The following is a 17647-nucleotide window of genomic DNA, read 5'->3' on the forward strand; positions in this document are numbered from 1 at the left end:
GCTGGTGCAACGAAATCTGTTTCAGCAATGTGAAATTCTCGACCTCATTGACCCGCGACGGCAACGCTTAAAACCAAACAATTCTAGCAGGCTATCTCTTCTAAATTAGCCGGACAGAAATGATTTTTGACATCTTTATTTCATGTACTACACGCAGCGACAAAGCCGAAGGAACAAGTATTTCTTGAGGTACGTGTGCCTTGCCGGGCAACAACTCTTTACCAGATAAAAACACAGCGTAATTGCGCATTCTTAGACTTCAGTTCTCAATTATCTCATGCAACGTCCTGGCATACGCATAGACGCCCGCCCGCCCCTGTGCTATTTTCAAAAGAACTTGTCGGTCCGCTTTTGCTGGCAAAAAAATTCCGCAATACCACAATTTTCAAAACGGGCGAGAGGGTTTATTATGCACTCCACCATGTTATTTAAGTGCTTTTTTTCTCTCACGGCCATCATTTCCTTGTTGTTTTGCTCTGTGCCCATTCGGGCGGAGGATGCGGGGGATTCCGGTCTCCTGCTGTTTATGCCCGCCATGACCACCTCTCCCCTCAGTCGCGACAGCGATGGGGACGGCCTCCCGGACCGCTGGGAGTTGCATGGCTATACGCAAAACGGTGTATTCGTCGATCTGCCGGCTCTGGGAGCAAATCCCTGGCGCAAAGATCTCTTCGTCTGGATGGACTATATGGTCACCCCGGGCAGCACGAGCCTTGCCCCGCCGCAAAGTGTCATCAACAATATAGTAGCCGTCTTTAACAACGCACCTGTCGCCAATCCCGACGGAACAACAGGCATAACCATCCATCCCATTCTTAAAAACCAAGTCCCCTACGTGCAAACCCTCGGCGTCTCATCAAGTCAGCTACCCCCGGCAAAGCCGGGGGCATGCAAGGCAGTGAACCGCTCAAAGCGGTGAGAACTGGAGACGCCTGAAGGCGGCAACCGCTACATCAATTTGAGCTGATCGAGCCTACGGTCTTCATGCTCTTGTTTTTGATGTACTCACGAACAAGAGCCTCATCCAGACCGACAGTTGAAACGAAGTAGCCTCGCGCCCAAAAGTTCTGGCCCACGAAGTTCCTTCGTCGCCCCATGAAACTTCTTGCTATGTGAATTGCACTTTTCCCTTTGACGAAACCAACAACTGAAGCGACTGCATATTTTGGAGGGATGGAGATGAGCATGTGCACGTAGTCAGGCATAAGGTGTCCTTCGACCACCCTACTCTCCTTCTGCCGGGCCAGTTCCCTCAAAATTTCACCCATATGCAGGCGTAGTTGACCATACAGAACCTTTTTGCGGCACTTTGGGATCCAAACCACGTGGTACTTGCAGTCCCATACCGAGTGGCTTAGGCTTTCGTAGTCGTTCACAGGAAGCCTCCGTCTGTTTGAACTTTAAGCGGTTCAAGCGATGGAGGCTTCCGATTCCAGGAACTGTCAAACTTTGTGAGTCCCCCGGCAGAGCCGGGGGTTTACTCGATATTATTACACCCAGGTCTGGACAGACTTCGATGCGCTCAAAAACAATTCATTCCCGGCCGCCTACGCTCCAGCCTTTCGCTATATGATTTGGGCCAACAGCTACAACCAGGGCACCTCCAGCGGCCTGGCCCGGGACATTCCGTCTACGGATTTCATTGTGAGTTTGGGCGGCTGGGGCACTGTCGGTGGCACCGACTGGCAAAAGCTCGGGACATTTATCCACGAGCTGGGCCATTGCCTGGGCCTCACCCACGGCGGTACGGACCATGAAAATTGGAAACCCAACTATTTAAGCGTCATGAACTACTTTTTCCAGACCTGGGGCCTCTATAAAAACGGCCAATGGGGAGACGCCGGCTATCCACTGAACTTCGATTACCAGCGCATAAACACGCCGTCCCTGAACAAGGCGGCCCTCCAGGAGGGGCTGGGACTAACCGGAGTCGATGACGTCAGCGCCTATGGCACCAGATACTGGTATAACAACGGCTCCAGTTCAACCTATGTAACAAATGTTTCCCTTGGCATTGATTGGAATAAAAATGGCGTTATCGACGCCTCACCCGTCAGTGCGGACATCGACGACTCCGGCTCCGCCTCCGGCACACTGACCGCGCAAAACAACTGGCCCAATATCAATTACAGTGCCAATGGCCAAATCGGCCCCAATGCCGGCGCAGCCCGGTTGCAGGCCGCTGGGTTGGATATGCCGCAAGAATTGAAAGAGGAACTGGACTGGACGACCCAGCAGCGCTTGGAGCAGAACCGTGAGCAGTAGGGGCTAGGGCCGCAGCAACAAGAACGGCCAGACACTGCTCTTGGCGCTTGGACCAGGACCAGCCGGCACAAGAACCGCAGCAGCAAGGGCGGCTTGGCATCCTCCCGGGGCTTGGACGAAAATCAGGGGCAACAGCGCCGCAGCCACGACCGGCGAGGCCCGAGCAGCGCCGCCTGGGGCAGGAAGGAGCAGCGCGATACGTTGGAACGCGTCTTCTTGGTTCATGGTGCAGTCCCCGCCTGCCCGTGTTCACGCCAACGCCCCGCAAATGGTGCACGTGTGTACCGTTCTGGCAGCACCTCCATGCTTTTCTTGCGTACCAACATTCCGTAATTATTGTGTTTATTCTCAACGAAAGTTCTATGTCTCACTGAGAACGCGAACGAGCGAGAATTACCCAATTCCACAAAGTATTGCTCGACATACTTGCCATCGAAGCATTGTATGGTTACAGAGAGGCATCACCAATAGAACAGATGAGGAAACCATGGACGAATACACCCAGGCCGCTCTTGAGATTGTGAAAGTTCAGGCAACGACGCGCGCGATGAGCCAGGAAGAGATTGTCAGTATGGTCAGCACGCTGGCAAAAGGCTTCCAAGCCATCGAAGCGGGTCAACCAATTGCAGGTTCCGGTGAAGACGCTGCTCCGGTCATGGACCCGAAAAAGGCCATCAAGGAATCTTCCATCACCTGCCTGGCCTGTGGCAAGTCCTTCAAGGTCATCACCAAGAAGCACCTTGCCAGCCATGGACTCACTTCAGACGAATACCGCGCCAAATACGGCTACAAAAAGGGTACGGGATTGGCTTGCAAGTCCCTGGTTCGCAACCGCCGCGCCAAGATGCAGGACATGCGTCTTTGGGAACGCAAAGGTGCCAAGAAAGCCGAATAACCCCGCTCCGTTCCCGGCGCTGCCGCCGGACAGAAACAGCTTCACCCAAGCCCCCGACGCCCCACCCGGCGTTGGGGGCTTTTTTACGGACACTCTCGGGCCGGCGGTGTCAGGGAACGATCTTGGCGGCGGCAGCCTGGGCGCAGCGGGCCGCCTGGGCCGCGAGGTCGGGCGGCGAAGCCAGATAGACCGCGATATCGACCCGGTCGAGCTGCTCCGGCTTCAGGTACTTCTCCGCAAAGGTGCGATACACGCCGGAGGTGAGGAACAGATCGAAGAGGTCGGCATCAATGAGCCGGTCGTTGCGCATAAAGCTCATGATGCGGATGGCTTCCTGTAAGGTCTTGGCTTTTTTGTAGGGACGGTCGGAAGCGGTCAGGGCTTCAAAGATATCGGCAATGGCCAGCATCCGGGATTGCAGCGGCAGTTCCTTGACGTCGATGCCCCGGGGATAGCCCGTGCCGGCCATGGTTTCGTGGTGGGCGGCGGCAAACTCCGCCACCCGGCCGAGTTGCTTGGGAAACGGCAGTTGCTCAAGCATAAGCAGGGTCTGGATGGTGTGTTCCTTGATCTTGAAAAACTCTTCCGGTGTGAGCGTCCCCCGACTGATACGCAGGTTGTACAGTTCGCCGAAGTTGTACAAATGCCTGGGGATGTCCATACTGATGCCGTAGGCTTTGGGATCGAAACCGGATTCCTCGGTGTTGGGCCGCCGCACGAGGTGTTCTTTTTTGTCGGCAAGCAACCGTTCCACCGCCGGCACAGGCGCTTGCGGGATTGTTTCCAGACGCCGCAGCTCGACATGGGACAGGCCGAGCCGGTCGTCAAAATGCCGCTGCCAGGTCGCCTGGGCGATTGTTTCCAGCCGCTCGACCCGCTCGGGACTCATGAACTCGCCGCCCAGGTTGCACTCGGCCACAAAGGCGAAATCGTCCATAAGGGCCGCGATTTTGGTTTTGAGCGCGGCTTCCAGGGCCTCGGGCGCTTCCCGCCCCTCAGCCAGGGCGCGGAGATGCCCGATGACGGCGTCACGGTAGAGCACTTCAAAGCGCATGCGGATCTCGTGGATGCGATTGTAGATCGTCTCCAGCTTGGTGGCCTTGTCCACCACATGTTCGGGTGTTGTGACCTTGCCGCAGTCGTGAAGCCAGCAGGCCAGATGAAATTCCCGCTGCTCGGTCTCGCTCATGTCGAATTCGGCGAAAATCCCTTCCTGGCATTGGCAGGCCGACGCGGCCAGCAGGCTGCCGATGACCGGCACCCGGGCGCAGTGCCCGCCGGTGTAGGGCGACTTGGTGTCGATGGCACCGGCGATGACCTGGATGATGGCGTCGAGCAGCCGGGTCTGGGTCTCCATGAGATTCTGGTTGTCCTGGGCCACGGCCGCCTGGGAGGCCAGGGCTTCCATGAACCGCCGGGCTTCGGTGCCAAAGGGCACGATGCGCCCGCTGCCGCTGGCCCGGGCATTGACCAGCACCAGCACGCCCAGCACCTCGCCTTCGCGGGGGCGAAGCGGCACGGCCAGAAACGACTGGGTGCGGTAGCCGTGGCGCGCGTCAAAGGCAAAGATGTCGGTAAAATCGAAATCGTTGCTGTCGTAGACATTGGCAACGCTCAGCGTGCGTTCGGTCAACAGGGCGTGGGCCACGGGATGGTCGTAGCGCGGCCGGCCGGCGGCATCGCGAACAGCAATGCGCTCTTCGGGCACACTGCGGCCGGACAGCCCGCCAAGACGCAGTTCCAGGGTGTCGAAGCGCAGGATTTCATAGCCCAGACTGCCGTCGTCGAGCCGGGAATAGAGGATGCCGCCGTCGGCGTTGGCCAACTCTTTTTGTCCCTGGACCACCATTTCCATGAACCGGGCATGTTGCCGCTCCCTGGACAGGGCGATACCCAAGCGAACCAGGCCTTCAAGCTTTTCCTGGGCGGCCAGCAGTTCCCTGGTCCGTTCCTTGACTTTTTCTTCAAGGTTGTCGGCATGCTCTGACAAGGCCTGATGGGCTTTCTCCAATTCCTGCTGTTGCTGCCGGATCGTTATATGGGCATTTTTGAGGCGCTCTTCAAAACGATCACTCATCCGCACCAGGCGGTTGGTGATTTTGAGCAGTTTGGTGTAACTGCCGAGCAGACTCGTAAATTCGACCGACCAATCCGCCGCCTCCGGCCGGGCCAGGACAGCTTCGCCGCGTTCGATGACCCGGCGTTCGGTCTCATAGGTGTCAAATGTCATAGGCTTAGCGCGCCAGCAGCGTAAACGTGGCGTGCTTGAGCTCTTCACAAAACTCTTCACCCAGTTCTTCCATGGTGTCGTCGTCCGGCGCAAAGGCCCAGTTAATAGTGACGGTGTTGCCGCGTTCGGCGGTGCTGTCAAGCAGATCAAACAAATTCATGATAATTTTTGCGGTACTGCTGTTGAAATAAATGAACTCAAAGGTGAAATGCACTTTTTCGTTCTCAAGGCCTTCCAGATGTTCCGTCAACTGCATGATCGGCGGACCGTAAAAGTCTTTTATGTCCTCAGGATAGGACTCGCCACGCATAAGAAACGTATTTGTTTCAAAATCAAAATTGATTTCAGGAGTCCGTTGCGCCGCGCTGATAGTAAGAATTGTCATAGGTACTTCCGAATTAAATAAACGCTTTGATAGCAAAAAAGACCCTGGTTTCGTCCAGCGGATCAAAATCGTATTCGATGCCGCCCTCGGCCCGCCGGGCGATGTCGATAAAGCCCACCCCGGCCCCTTTGCTGCCCTCGGGGGCGTCGCTCTTCAGCGTTTCTTTCCACAAGGCCTTAAGGCCTTCCTTGTCCAGACTCTTGATCTTGTCCAACCCGTCCCGCAGACGCACCGCGTCGTCCTTGTTGACAACATTGCCGCAGGCGACAAAAAAATTCTCGTCCACCTCGCCCACGGCCACAATGCCATAGCTCATATCGGTTTTATCGGCGTGCGTTTCCCGCTCGGCAGAATAGCGGATAACATTTTGCATCTGTTCAACAAACACGGAAAAAATTGTCTTGCATTTTTTCTTGTCCAATTCGGTCATTTCCAGCTTCTTTTTAATGGCATTGCCGATGCCAAGAAGCAGATCTTCCGTCATGTATCCGCTGTAGCAAAACGAAATACCTTGAGACTGGAATTGATTCCTGAATTTGGCCAATGTCTGTGCAAGCATTCTTCCTCCAGAGAATATATCCTTCGAACTTCTCTGCCCGGGCACACCCGTTGACCCAACACCATCGACAACGCGCGGGCACTGCCCCCGTCGTTCACCGGATGGCGGCAGGTGCGACGCCTGCAACCGGTGCCACGGTATTTTTCCGCCCCACCTTCTCTTTGACCGCACTTGCAACAAAACTCAAGCAAAACCCCGCATCGCCCCAACGTTCCGCCTGCCTTGGCTGCAACAGCCAGGACACTTTCTGTTGCAATCGTCAACCGCCACTTTTCCAGGCAGCCGCCTGCCGCACCAAATCACGCCAATGCCCCCGGTAGTTTCGCAACCGCCGGCGATTCCAGCCCGGCGCAGATATTTTTTCCATAGACCGGGCAGGCCTTTTCCGTCTTCGGCTGCAGGCTTAAACAGAGCCGGCCTGCTTCGCGCATGACAACCCCCCTTGCTCCTGCTAGGATGCATTATGGAATGGATCTTTATCAGCCTCGCCGTGGGTATCGTGGCCCTGGTCGCCCTGGTCGCCCTGGTCGGCAATCGCCATGACGGAGAGTCTGTCAGGGGGTCTTTCGATTTCGACCGCTACAAACAAAACGAACTGTCCAAACGCGGCTTGTTTGACAAGACCAAGTGGCGCTAACGCCCTGCCCTGACCAGCCACCCCACCACACACCAAAAACAGGGGGAATTTCCCATGATAAAAAAAGATACAAGCAAGCCCACAACCCTGGCCGACAAAAAAGCCGATGCCAAGGAACTGTGCCTGTCCCGCCTGCGCACCGTGCCGCGCGAAAAACGGGAAGCCGCCGCCGAAGCGATCCTCGCCCTGGCCGACCCCGAATGGTGGGAACTGCGTCCCCGGGGGGCCGACGTGTTCATGCTCATCCTCGAAGCACGCAAGGCCCAGGCCACAGCCATCATCAACGCCGCCGGGAAGTGAGACGAAGAGGCCTCCGGCGGCCGGGGGGGATAATCCCCCCCGGACCCCCTTGACAGGAGAAGTATTTACAGGGGGTTAGGGCGCTGGATGGCAAGACGGTCGGTTGTGGAGCGGGACAAGCAGGTGTTCGCTCTTGACGGGAACCAACGCGTCCCCCCTTTCCCCCTTGCCTTGAGGTGGGATTCCAAAGGGCTCAGCCCCTTGACCGCCGCAGGCTCTCTTTCCTTCCCTGGGACACCGCAAAAACGAGCAGCCCCATGGCCAGCCCCAGATGCGTCCAATCCAGATAGCGGACGGCGAGGGGTTCGACCAGCGGCAGCGCCCCGTTTTGCAGGACGCGCACCAGCCCTGTTACGGCCAGGGCACCGTATAAAACGACGCGCTGCCAGCCGGCGGCCGTCAAGCGCGGGCGTCCCTCCCCTTTGCCAAGCCAGCCTGCGACAAACATCCCCAGCACAAACAGCAGCACGACGGCCAGGGCCAGATGGAGGGCGGCGGTGATTTCGTAATCGCCAAGCCAGCCAAGGCCAGGGATATCGGCGATGTAATAGCGCGAAAAAATGGGCATTTGCCCCATGCCGGTCAAAGCCAGCCCCAGGGCGGCGAAGAGCAGCAGGCGTTTTTGCCAGCGGGGGAAGCGCTCCTTAGGCATGGTCGTCCTCCTTGCGGGCGGCGGTTTTTACGCGGCTGGTCAGGCGCAGCAGACCGGCGGCCAGACCGGCCAGCGGTGCCAGCAGCACGGCCGTGGCCAGGTTCTGTTCCTTGCCCATGACGTCGGCGGCAGCATGCAGCCCGGGGCGGCCGGGGCCGGTTTGCAGGGCGGCGCCCAGGTCGGCAAAAGGCACGGGCGAAACATAGAGGGTATTGGTGCCGCCGTTTTCGGTTTCGCCGTATATAAAGCCCCCGGTTGCCTTGGCCAGGGCGTGGGCGGCGGCGATGATCTCCGAGCGCGGGCCGATGGTCTGGACGCCCTCGGGACAGACTTCGAGGCAGACCGGCTTGCCGCCGCCGGCCACCCGGGTCTGGCAGCGGTCGCATTTATACATAACGCCGTTGCCGGCAAAGGCAGGCAGCAGATCGAGGTACAGGCCAACCCCCGTCTGGCGCTGGGGGACGCCCCAAGGACAGACCGTGCGGCACTTGGCCCCGCCCAGACAGATGGTGGGATCGATACCCACGGCCCCGTTGTCGTAGCGCACGGCCGAACCCCAGGGACACAGTTCGACGCACGGCGGATGGACGCAATGCATGCAGCGCCGGGGCATGTTGACGGTGACGGGCGCGCCGTCCCGGGTCACGGTGGCCGACTGGATAAACAGCCAGTTGTAGGGCGTGAGCCGGTCGTCGATGTCGCGTTTGTCGGAAAAGTCTTCGGCCTTGACCCGGGCCGGATACATTTTGGGGAAGGGCTTTTTGGGCTGGGGATAGTCTGACGCGTGGGCCTCGCGGCAGGCCTCTACGCAGGCTCCGCAGCCGATGCACTTGGACAGGTCGTACAGGGTGGCGAGTTGTTCGCCGGAAGCAGCGGCAGCGTCCCGGGCCAGCAGGGTCGTGGCGGCGGTCGGCGCGGCCAGGACGCCGGCACCGGTTCCGAGGGTTTTTAAAAAGGCGCGTCTGTTCATGCCAAGGTCTCCTTGCCGGCGGCGGCCGGACGACTGCCCTTTAGCGCAATTGCCGGCAGACGGCATTGATGTTGATCAAGTCCGGCGGTATTTCGCCTTGACGCAGACCGGGAAGGCCGCCACCCAGGGAATGGCCGGCAAAGGGGAACGCATGGATTTGACTGCACGCATGGTGCTTTTGCGCTCACTGCCGTTTTTCGGCGGCCTGCCCGAGGCACGGCTGGCCCGACTGGCGGCCGGGGCGACGGCAAGCCACTTCGCCCCGGGCGGGATCATCGCCGCCCGGGACGATTCCGGCGAAGCGTTTTATCTGGTGGCCACGGGCCGGGCCAAGCTCTATCAGATCGGCCCGGACGGCCGGGAGCAAACCCTCTACATCCTGGGGCCGGGCGAACCGTTTTGCCTGTGCGCCCTGGTGGAGGGCGGCGACTTCCCGGCCTTTGCCGCCGCCCTGGAAGCAACGCAGGTGTTGGCCTTCCCGGCCCGGACCCTGGCTGCGGCCGCCCGAGAAGACCCGGAGGTGCTGTTTGATCTGCTGCGGCTCATGTGCCGACGCCTCAAAGAATCCATGGCCATGGTCGAAGGGCTAGCCCTGCTGCCCCTGACCGGCCGGGTGGCCGGTTTCGTGCTGCATGAGGCCTCGCGCGGCCTTGGCGGCGACACCGTGCGCCTGGCCATCAGCCACCGGGAACTGGCCAAGATCGTGGGGGCCACGCCTGAAGCCCTGTCCCGGGCTTTTAAAAAACTGGCCGAGGCCGGCCTTGTGGCGGTGCAGGGGCGCGCCGTGACCCTCCTTGACCGGGCCGGACTGGCCGCCGAGGCCGGTTTGGGCGGCGGGGAGGCCTAGGCGTGGAACGCCCGGACGTAACCGACGCCACGGCTTTGCTGGCGCTTATGCGAAAACTTCCGCTGTGGGCGGATTTCGACCAGGAGGATCTCGATCTGCTCCTGCGCACGGGTGCGGTGCGGCTGGCCCGCTTTGGCAGCGGGGAAACCATCGTCGAGGAAGGCAACTACGAGAAAACCTTTTTCGTGCTGCTGCGCGGGGTGGGGCGGATCGTGCGGGGCGGCAGGCTGGTGGCCGACCTGGACACGCCGGGCACGATTTTCGGCGAAATGAGCTTTGTGCTGGGCAAGGGACGCACAGCCTCGGTCACGGCGGATACCCCCTGCGACTGTCTGGCCGTCAACATGGGCTATGTGGACTTTCTGCCCAGCCCCGAACGCGAGGATTTTCTCATCCGCATCTTCCGCCGGCTGGCGGTGGTCGTGACCCAGCGGCTGGGTTCGGCCAACGCCCGCAAAGCAGCCCTGTTGACCGCCATCCGGGAACGCCGCCAGACCCTGGCCGCCCATATCGCCGCCGAACGGGCCGCCATCACAACGCTGCGCCGGGAACTGGACGGCCTGGACACCTCCGACGACGAAGAAGTGCTGCGCCAGTTGCTCAACCGAAATTATTAGAGGGAAAGAAGAAGAGGCGAAGGCAGAAGAGCCTCCGGCGGCCGGGGCTTTGCCCCGGACCCCACCGGGGGGATGATCCCCCCGGACCCCCCGACGGGAGGAGTTTTTAAGGGGGGCTTGGAGCTGGTTGGTAATCCGGTCGGTTGCAGATCGGAACACTACCCCCCAGTTCCCCTTGAAAAACTTCTTCTAATCAAGGGGGTCCGGGGGGGATTATCCCCCCCGGCCGCCGGAGGCACTCTTCGCTTCTCTGCGCTTCTCTTCTTTTACGCACCACCAGACAGGCGTGTTCGGTATTCGGCGATGACTTTGCGGCGGCTCATGTTATTTTTGAGCAGGCTTTTTTGGATATTGAAATCGTGCCAGGCCGGCTGGAGTCCGATTTCCCGGGTTGCTTTTTCCAGATCCTGTTCCGCCACGGGCCGGGTTTTTTCGCTCATATGGCAGTCGTCGCCCATAAAGACCAGGATGGGGCGTTTGCCGTGCCAGCCCATGCGGTTGCGGCGGTTGACCACGTTGATGAGGAATTCCGTGTACTGTTGGGACTGCGGGTTCCAGACTTCGATGCCGTCCACGTCGTAGTCGGCCAGAAGGATGGGCCAGAATTGTTCCGGGTGGGGGATGACGACGCCGCCGCCAAGGGCCCGGGCTTCTTCGATGACCTCTGTTGCCCGATAGAAATAGGACAGGGAGAATTCTTCCTTGACCAGATCCTTGACGGCCTTGGCATAAACTTGCGCCCGGTTGATGAGCCGGTCGCCGAAGCGGTCGCGCAGGGCGTCGAGGTAGTTGCGCACGAGTTTGTTTTTATAGACGTCGTCGGCCAGGGTGGCTTCGTGGGTCAGGATGAGCCGTTTTATTTTGGCGGCCTGGATGCGCACGAAGGCCACGAGTTCCTCTTCGGCATTGGTGCGTCCGGCAGCGAGCTGGCGGCGGGCCTCAAAGGCCGGCTCGGCCAGGGCGTCGAGGTATTCAAAGAGTTGCGAGGCCCGGTAGCGGTGGGTGTGGCGCAGCATGGACTTGAGCACGCCGGCCCGCTCCAGGTCGAGGTCTTTAAAGTGCAGGAGCAACTGCACTTTGCGGCTGAAACCGCTGGAATAGCAATCCACTTCGACGCCAAAAAACCCGTTGTATTCCAGGAGCACGTTGTGCTGGGTGGGGATAATCAGTTCGGCCGTACGGTTGGGATACAGGGCGTCGATGCGTTGTTTGAGCAGGTCCATGGGCACCTGCTCGGGATGCCAGTGGGTGGCCAGCACGGATTCCTGGCGCGGGTAGGTGCGCACGGGCGCAATGATGCGTTCGACCTGCTCCGGGCTGAGGCTGAAGTCGTTTATGCGCAAAAAGTCGCGCTCATCCTGCTCGCCCACCTCGGGATCAACGGTGGACAGGTCGATCTCCACGCACCGGGTGTCGCTTTGGCTCGGGGAATCAGGCATGGCGGCTGTGACACTCCTTTTTCATACGGTCGAGCGCGGCGGCCGAAGCGGTCATGGCGGCGATGTCGCCGGTGGCGGCCGCAGCGGCAAAACGGTCCACTTCGGCGTCGTAGGCCGGGTAGAAGGCGTCGCCCTTGCCGGGAAAGCGCGTCATGACCCGGGAGTCGGCGATAAACGAGGCCACGGCGTCGGGATCGGGAATCAGGGAGGCCCGAAGCGCCATGACGATCAGCTTGAAAGTGGATTTCATCCGTTTTTTAAGATTTTTATAACGGGGTTGCCCGCTCGTTTCAACCGTTTCAGGCTGGCTCTGCCCGGTTTCCGGCGCGTCGTCTTCCGGGGCTGGCAGGGCGTCCGGGCCGAGTGCGGGATATTTGAGCGTCACCTTGAGCATGGACGAGGCACCGAAGTGCTTGATGCTGATCTTAAGGCTGCTGCAATCATCCAAGGGCACGACTTCGGTGCCAACGACCAGTTCGCCAAGGCCGGCCTTGGCGGTCAGGTTCGACAGGGCCTCTAAGGCCTCGACCCGGGGCAGCACCAGTTCAAATTTGCGTTTGTGCGATCCGGACATAAAATTCTCCTTGGGGCGGCAAAGGCGGGGGACGCTCGGCCGCCGGCGTTTCGCAATTCTAGTGATAAGATGATGACGCTTTGATGGCAAGACCAAGAAGCCGGCGTCTGGGAGGATGCAGGGCGGGCCGGCCCGAAGCCGCGCCAGTCGGGACGCGGCCAAACCCGGGCCAAGCCGCCAGGACGGAGCCTGGCCTTTCGCTGGAGGAACAGCCGGTGGCGCGGCTAGTGTCGCGTTCACAAAAAAACATTTATGTTTTTTTGTGAATAAAAATAATAAAATTAACGTGTTAATACTTGGTTAACCATAACGGCAATTAGCGAACGCCACACTAGAGCAGCAGCCAGACCGCTGCCAGCCCGGTCAGCGTCATGGTCAGGGTATAGGGCAGGGCCAGACGCACCATCTCGCCGTAGGACAGGCGGATTAAGGGGGCCAGGGCCGAGGTGAGCAGGAACAGGAAGGCGGCCTGGCCGTTGGGCGTGGCAATGCTTGGGATGTTGGTGCCGGTGTTGATGGCCACGGCCAGCCGGTCGAACTGGGCCAGGGTGGCGGCCACCTGGGGCTGGGCCTGGGCCGGCACGGAGGCCAGGACGACGTCGCGCTGATTTTTGGCGTCGGTCAGCCGCGCCAGCAGGTCGGCCCCGTCCGTGCCCAGATCGGGCATGGCGGCAAACACCTTGATGAAATGGGCTTTGGTTTCGGTGATGTAGACCGTGGCCACAAACACGTTGTCGCTGATCATGGAGAGCAGGCCGTTGGCCAGATAATAGGCCGCCGTCTGTTTGGTGCCGCTTAAGGACAGGACATACTCTGTGATGGGGGCGAACAGGTGCTGGTCGTGGATCACGGCCACGATGGCGAAAAAAACCACCAGCAGGGCGGTAAAGGGCAGGGCCTCGGTGAAGGCCTCACCGATCTGGTGCTCCTCGGTTTTGCCGCAAAGGGCCGTCAGCAAGACGATAAGGGACAGGCCGATGACGCCGACCTCGGCCAGATGCAGGGCCAGGGCGGCGATGAGATAGACCGCTGCCGCCGCCTGGACCCAAAGCGCTGCCCGCCCCCGCAAGGTCATGGCGGCGTCGCGCCGGACATCCTCGGCAGTCAGCACCCGGCGCACCTCGGCCGGAAGTTTGAAGCCATAGCCGCTCAGGGCAAAACGCTCCACCACAGCGGTGGTGGCCAACCCCACGACCAGCACCGGCAGGGACACCGGGGCCACCTTGAGGAAAAAATCCCCGAACTGCCAGCCCATCTCCTGGGCTATCAGCAGATTTTGCGGCTCGCCGACCAGCGTGCACACCCCGCCAAGGGCCGTGCCAACCGCCCCGTGCAGCATCAGATTGCGCAAAAATCCCCGGAATTGCATGAGATCGCGTTTACTTGGCTCGTCCAGGCCGGCCTCGTCGCCAAGCCTGGTTTTCCCGGCCGAGGCGTGGCGGTGGTAGACTTCGTAAAAGCCGTAGGCCACGGCGATGATGACCGCCGTCACGGTCAGGGCATCGAGAAAGGCCGAAAGAAAGGCCCCGGCAAAGCAAAACAACAGCGACAGGGCGATTTTGGAGCGCACCCGGAGCAGTATTTTGGTGAAGGCATAGCAGAGCATGTCCTTCATGAAGTAGATGCCGGCCACCATAAAGATCAACAGCAGGATGACCGGGAAGTTGCGGGCCGTCTCGTCGTACAGGGCGGCCGGGCTGGTCAGGCCCAGGATGACCGCTTCCAGGGCGAGCAGTCCGCCGGCCGGCAGCGGGTAGCAGGACAGGGCCATGGCCAGCGTGAAGATGAATTCGCCGATAAGCAGCCAGCCCGTGACAAAGGGTCCGACCGTGACCAGGAGAATCGGGTTGGCGATGAGGAAGACGGCAATGGTCAATTTGTACCAATCCGGGGCGTTGCCCAGCAGATTGGCGAGAAAGGCCCGAGGCAGCGTGCGCGGCATGAAACAACTCCTTGACGGTGTGCAGCGTGGATCGCGCTGTTCCTAGCACATCGGCGTCTGGCGACCAACCACCCGGCAAAACCACCCGGCGGGCAGCATGCTTTGCCCCCGTCGCCTGCCGGGGCGCTTGGTTTGCGTTGACGCAGCTGCCCTATTTGTCTACCATATTCGTATGGATGTAGTCTGTCCGATTGCGTCCGTCCGCAAAGGGCAGGAGGGCGCGCTCATGAAGCTGACCACGCGAAGCCGCTACGGAACCCGCATGATTCTGGACATGGCGCTCAACGGGCAAAACGGCCCGGTGCGCATCAAAGACATCGCCGCCCGCCAGGGGGTTTCCGTCAAATACCTGGAAAAACTCGTACGTGAGCTCAAAGAAGCCGGCTTTGTGCGCAGCCGGCGCGGGCCGCACGGCGGCCACGAACTGGATATGCCGCTGGAAGCGATTTCCGTGGGCGACATCGTGCGCGCCCTGGAAGGCGACCTGTCCCTGGTCGAATGCAGCGTTGGCGACAGCCCCTGCCCGCGCAGCGCCACCTGCCTGACCCGGGGCGTGTGGATGGAAGCGGCCCGGGCCATGCACGAAAAGCTCGACTCCATCACCCTGGCCGATCTGGTGGCCGGGCACCTCGACTGCGATGCCGCGCAACCAGCCGATCCGGCCACGCCCCTGGCCGCCCAAGGCTGCGCGCGCGACAATTGTGCTTGAACGCCGCCGCCCTTGTGCCGTACTTTCGGTCGGGGCAGGACTGGGCGCGGCTGGCCGGCGCACCGTCGATGCCGACGCCCCGGGAGACGCCGCGTGAAAACCCGCATCCTGTTTGTTGACGACGAACCCAATGTGCTTTCGGCCCTGCGCCGCATGTTCCATGACATGCGCGGCACCTGGGAGATGGATTTTGCCGTCGACGGCCGTACCGGGCTGGCCATGATGGCCGAGCAGCCCTACGACGTGGTGGTGGCCGACATGCGCATGCCGGGTATGGACGGGGCCATGTTTTTGCGCGAGACGCAAATCCACAATCCCGGAGCCATCCGCATCGTGCTGTCCGGGCACTCCGACCGGGACATGATCCTTGAAACCGTGCGCCCGGCCCACCAGTTCCTGCGCAAACCCTGCCAGCCCGACGAACTCAAAGCCGTCATGGCCCGGTGCCTGGCCCTTCGCGAGGTGTTTCTCGACGAGCGGGTCAAAAATGTGGTGGCCCGCCTGGACAGCCTGCCGGCCGTGCCGCGCCTCTACGCCGCCCTTTTGGACGTGCTGGCCCAGGAGGAGCCGTCCATGCAGGCCGTGGCCGGGCTGATCGCCCAGGACGTGGGCATGGCGGCCGGGGTGCTCAAACTGGTCAATTCCGCCTTTTTCGGCCTGCGCGACCATGTGTCCAGCCCGGCCCGGGCCGTCAATCTGCTGGGCCTGGAAGTGGTCAAGGCGCTGGTGCTCGGCATCGGACTGTTCGGACGCTTTGATAAGGACGCGTTTCGCGATTTCGATCTGGAGAAGTTGTGGAGTCATTGCCTGGGCACGGCCCGGCTGGCCCGGGAGATCGCCGTTTTGGAGGACGCCTCCAGCGACGTGCGCGAATACTGTTATATCGCCGGCCTGCTCCACGACGTGGGCAAGCTGATCATGGCCACCAATTTTCCCGACCTCTACCGCCAGGTCATCGCCGCCGCCCAGGCCGGCGAGGGCACCATCCTGGACATGGAACACCGGTTTTTCGGGGCCTCCCACGCCGAAGTCGGCGCCTATCTCCTGGGACTTTGGGGCGTAACCGACGAGGTGGTGCGGGCCGTCTATCTGCACCACGAGCCGGGCCGCGACCGGCACGCCGGCTTTTCGCCGCTGCTGGCCGTCCACGCCGCCAACCGCCTGGAACACGAACTGGTGGTCGTCAGCCAGGATTTCGCCATCAATCCCCTCGACGACCTGTACCTGACCGCCTCAGGCCTCACACCCCAGCGCCTGGACACCTGGCGCGACGCCTGCCGGCAACTGCTGGCCGGCGAGGACGTGGCGTAAGTAAGCGAAGGGGAGGGAAGAGAGGAGAAGGCAGAAGATGCCTCCGGCGGCCGGGGGGATGATCCCCCCGGACCCCCCAACGGGAAAAGTTATTGAGGGGGTTACAAGGGAACGGCGTTGCTGCGACGGTGGATGGGGACGCGCGCGAGAAGAACACAGAAAATGAAGAAGCCTTGGTGGTCAAAAGGCGCGACAGTCCTCTCAAATTCCACGCGATATATGTGTTGCCTAGGCCGTTATCCGGGGCGGTTTTCTGTCCGTCTCCTTCGTGGGAAGAAAGGCCCCGACCGGCACATCGGATGGCGGTGGCACGTCGGCTGGTGCGTCAGGCGGCGTGTCGGCGGGCGCGTCGGGCGGGACGTCGGCTGGCGCGTCAAGTGGGACGTCGGCCGGTGCATCAGGCGGCACGTCGGCCGGTACGCCTGCCGGTGCATGCGGTGGGACGCCTGCCGGGACATCGGCCGGTGCATCCGGCGGCGTGTCGGCCGGTGCAGCAGGCGGAGCATCAGCCGGTGCATCGGGCGGAACGTCGGCTGGTGCGCCGGGCGGCAGATCGGCCGGGGTGCCCGGCACGGCAACGGCCGGGGCCGCCTTGCGGCGGGCCGGCTCAAGGGCATCCAGAGTCTTTGCGGCGGCGGCCAGCACGGCCTCGGCGAATTTGGCCCGGTTGGGATAGGCCATGGCCCCGAGGAACTCGCCCACAGCGTCGAAATCCGGGCAGACATGGGCGTATTCCTGGCGGCCGGCGATATCTTCGGTCTCGGGGTAGGTGACGATGTAATAGCAGAAAAAGCGGCCGGCCTGGGTGCGGATGACGGCAAACAGCTCCACCCGGCCGCCGGCTGGCGGCATAAGCCCGTCGGGCTGCACATCGCGGCGGTAATAGGCCAGCAGCGTCCCGGTCAGGGCCACGGCCGAACCGTTTCGGGCCAGACGGTATTTCCGGCGCTTGCCGACGAGCGTATCCCCGATATCCTTCTCATTTCGTGGTCGGAAAAAAGGCAGCATGGACGAAAGCCTCCGAGGGCGACGACATGCCCCGGCGCAGCCGGCGGGGTCTTTGGCCTATAGCCCCAAGGCGGTGGGCCGGTCAAAGGGAAAGCAGACGGCCGGCGCATGACAGTGAGGCTGCTGGCGGAGCTTGCCTTCGGCGGCGACCTGGGGCAGGATGCGGCCTTGGGGCGAACAGTCCCGAATCCGGGGCGGGCCGTCGACGGCGCTGCCCTTTTTTAGGTCCTGACTTTGTGAAAAATGTCACAATATCCCGCCCGCTTTTGCCCGCCTTGCCGCCCGAATTGGCGCAGCATTGTGAAAA

Annotated in this window: 19 protein-coding genes and 1 pseudogene; 9 read left to right on the top strand and 11 right to left on the bottom strand. The window is 61.2% G+C overall.

What is annotated here, in order from left to right; all coding sequences use genetic code 11:
• The first annotated feature begins 409 nt into the window (after positions 1-409).
• A complete protein-coding gene (locus GTA51_RS14515) occupies positions 410-919 on the top strand; it encodes a hypothetical protein (protein WP_211922594.1) in 510 nt (169 codons plus the stop codon).
• Positions 920-948: 29 nt separating this feature from the next.
• On the opposite strand, the pseudogene tnpA reads toward GTA51_RS14515, so the two are convergent.
• Positions 949-1376: pseudogene (gene tnpA, locus GTA51_RS14520) on the bottom strand (IS200/IS605 family transposase).
• Positions 1377-1569: 193 nt separating this feature from the next.
• Here tnpA and GTA51_RS14525 point away from each other — a divergent pair.
• A complete protein-coding gene (locus GTA51_RS14525; protein ID WP_160962283.1) occupies positions 1570-2265 on the top strand; it encodes a zinc metalloprotease in 696 nt (231 codons plus the stop codon).
• 487 nt (positions 2266-2752) lie between these two features.
• Positions 2753-3160: a Ros/MucR family transcriptional regulator gene (locus GTA51_RS14530; RefSeq protein WP_160962285.1), complete on the top strand. Its 408-nt coding sequence runs from the start codon at positions 2753-2755 to the stop codon at positions 3158-3160.
• Positions 3161-3269: 109 nt separating this feature from the next.
• Here GTA51_RS14530 and GTA51_RS14535 read toward each other — a convergent pair whose 3' ends face one another.
• The 4 genes from GTA51_RS14535 to GTA51_RS21280 form a co-directional block, all read right to left on the bottom strand.
• On the bottom strand, positions 3270-5390 hold the full coding sequence (locus tag GTA51_RS14535; protein ID WP_160962287.1) for an HD domain-containing phosphohydrolase: 2121 nt from the start codon (positions 5388-5390) through the stop codon (positions 3270-3272).
• Between the two features lie 4 nt (positions 5391-5394).
• Positions 5395-5775: a DUF1987 domain-containing protein gene (locus GTA51_RS14540; RefSeq protein ID WP_160962289.1), complete on the bottom strand. Its 381-nt coding sequence runs from the start codon at positions 5773-5775 to the stop codon at positions 5395-5397.
• A 13-nt stretch (positions 5776-5788) separates the two neighbouring features.
• On the bottom strand, positions 5789-6460 hold the full coding sequence (locus tag GTA51_RS14545; RefSeq protein ID WP_160962291.1) for a SiaB family protein kinase: 672 nt from the start codon (positions 6458-6460) through the stop codon (positions 5789-5791).
• Positions 6461-6633: 173 nt separating this feature from the next.
• On the bottom strand, positions 6634-6765 hold the full coding sequence (locus GTA51_RS21280) for a hypothetical protein (protein ID WP_281353978.1): 132 nt from the start codon (positions 6763-6765) through the stop codon (positions 6634-6636).
• A gap of 32 nt (positions 6766-6797) precedes the next feature.
• On the opposite strand from GTA51_RS21280, the gene GTA51_RS20640 reads away from it, so the two are divergent.
• On the top strand, positions 6798-6971 hold the full coding sequence (locus tag GTA51_RS20640; protein WP_170300340.1) for a hypothetical protein: 174 nt from the start codon (positions 6798-6800) through the stop codon (positions 6969-6971).
• A gap of 54 nt (positions 6972-7025) precedes the next feature.
• Entirely contained in the window at positions 7026-7271 is a 246-nt protein-coding gene (locus GTA51_RS14550; protein ID WP_160962293.1) for a hypothetical protein, read from the top strand.
• A 193-nt stretch (positions 7272-7464) separates the two neighbouring features.
• Here GTA51_RS14550 and GTA51_RS14555 read toward each other — a convergent pair whose 3' ends face one another.
• Together GTA51_RS14555 and GTA51_RS14560 are read right to left on the bottom strand one after the other, a co-directional pair.
• A complete protein-coding gene (locus GTA51_RS14555; protein ID WP_160962295.1) occupies positions 7465-7923 on the bottom strand; it encodes a hypothetical protein in 459 nt (152 codons plus the stop codon).
• Entirely contained in the window at positions 7916-8893 is a 978-nt protein-coding gene (locus GTA51_RS14560; RefSeq protein ID WP_160962297.1) for a 4Fe-4S dicluster domain-containing protein, read from the bottom strand. Before GTA51_RS14560 ends, GTA51_RS14555 begins: the two co-directional genes overlap by 8 nt.
• Positions 8894-9044: 151 nt before the next feature.
• Between GTA51_RS14560 and GTA51_RS14565 the strand changes: the two genes are divergently transcribed.
• Together GTA51_RS14565 and GTA51_RS14570 are read left to right on the top strand one after the other, a co-directional pair.
• Positions 9045-9740 (top strand): Crp/Fnr family transcriptional regulator, encoded by a 696-nt coding sequence (locus GTA51_RS14565; RefSeq protein WP_160962299.1) that lies wholly within the window; start codon positions 9045-9047, stop codon positions 9738-9740.
• Positions 9741-9742: 2 nt separating this feature from the next.
• A complete protein-coding gene (locus tag GTA51_RS14570; RefSeq protein ID WP_343039520.1) occupies positions 9743-10357 on the top strand; it encodes a Crp/Fnr family transcriptional regulator in 615 nt (204 codons plus the stop codon).
• A gap of 266 nt (positions 10358-10623) precedes the next feature.
• Here the strand turns inward: GTA51_RS14570 and GTA51_RS14575 are convergent, their stop codons facing one another.
• From GTA51_RS14575 to nhaB, 3 genes are all read right to left on the bottom strand, one after another.
• On the bottom strand, positions 10624-11796 hold the full coding sequence (locus GTA51_RS14575) for a PHP domain-containing protein (protein ID WP_160962301.1): 1173 nt from the start codon (positions 11794-11796) through the stop codon (positions 10624-10626).
• Complete coding sequence (locus tag GTA51_RS14580; protein ID WP_160962303.1) at positions 11789-12370, bottom strand: GAK system XXXCH domain-containing protein; 582 nt, start codon at positions 12368-12370, stop codon at positions 11789-11791. Before GTA51_RS14580 ends, GTA51_RS14575 begins: the two co-directional genes overlap by 8 nt.
• Positions 12371-12701: 331 nt before the next feature.
• Positions 12702-14312, bottom strand: a complete 1611-nt coding sequence (gene nhaB, locus GTA51_RS14585) for a sodium/proton antiporter NhaB (protein ID WP_160962305.1) — start codon at positions 14310-14312, stop codon at positions 12702-12704.
• Between the two features lie 226 nt (positions 14313-14538).
• Between nhaB and GTA51_RS14590 the strand changes: the two genes are divergently transcribed.
• On the top strand, positions 14539-15021 hold the full coding sequence (locus tag GTA51_RS14590) for an RrF2 family transcriptional regulator (protein ID WP_246198152.1): 483 nt from the start codon (positions 14539-14541) through the stop codon (positions 15019-15021).
• A 93-nt stretch (positions 15022-15114) separates the two neighbouring features.
• Complete coding sequence (locus GTA51_RS14595; RefSeq protein WP_160962307.1) at positions 15115-16332, top strand: HDOD domain-containing protein; 1218 nt, start codon at positions 15115-15117, stop codon at positions 16330-16332.
• A gap of 228 nt (positions 16333-16560) precedes the next feature.
• Here GTA51_RS14595 and GTA51_RS20995 read toward each other — a convergent pair whose 3' ends face one another.
• Positions 16561-17340 (bottom strand): hypothetical protein, encoded by a 780-nt coding sequence (locus GTA51_RS20995; RefSeq protein ID WP_246198153.1) that lies wholly within the window; start codon positions 17338-17340, stop codon positions 16561-16563.
• Positions 17341-17647: the final 307 nt, after the last annotated feature.

This window comes from Solidesulfovibrio aerotolerans, from assembly GCF_009856865.1.
GTDB lineage: Bacteria > Desulfobacterota > Desulfovibrionia > Desulfovibrionales > Desulfovibrionaceae > Solidesulfovibrio > Solidesulfovibrio aerotolerans.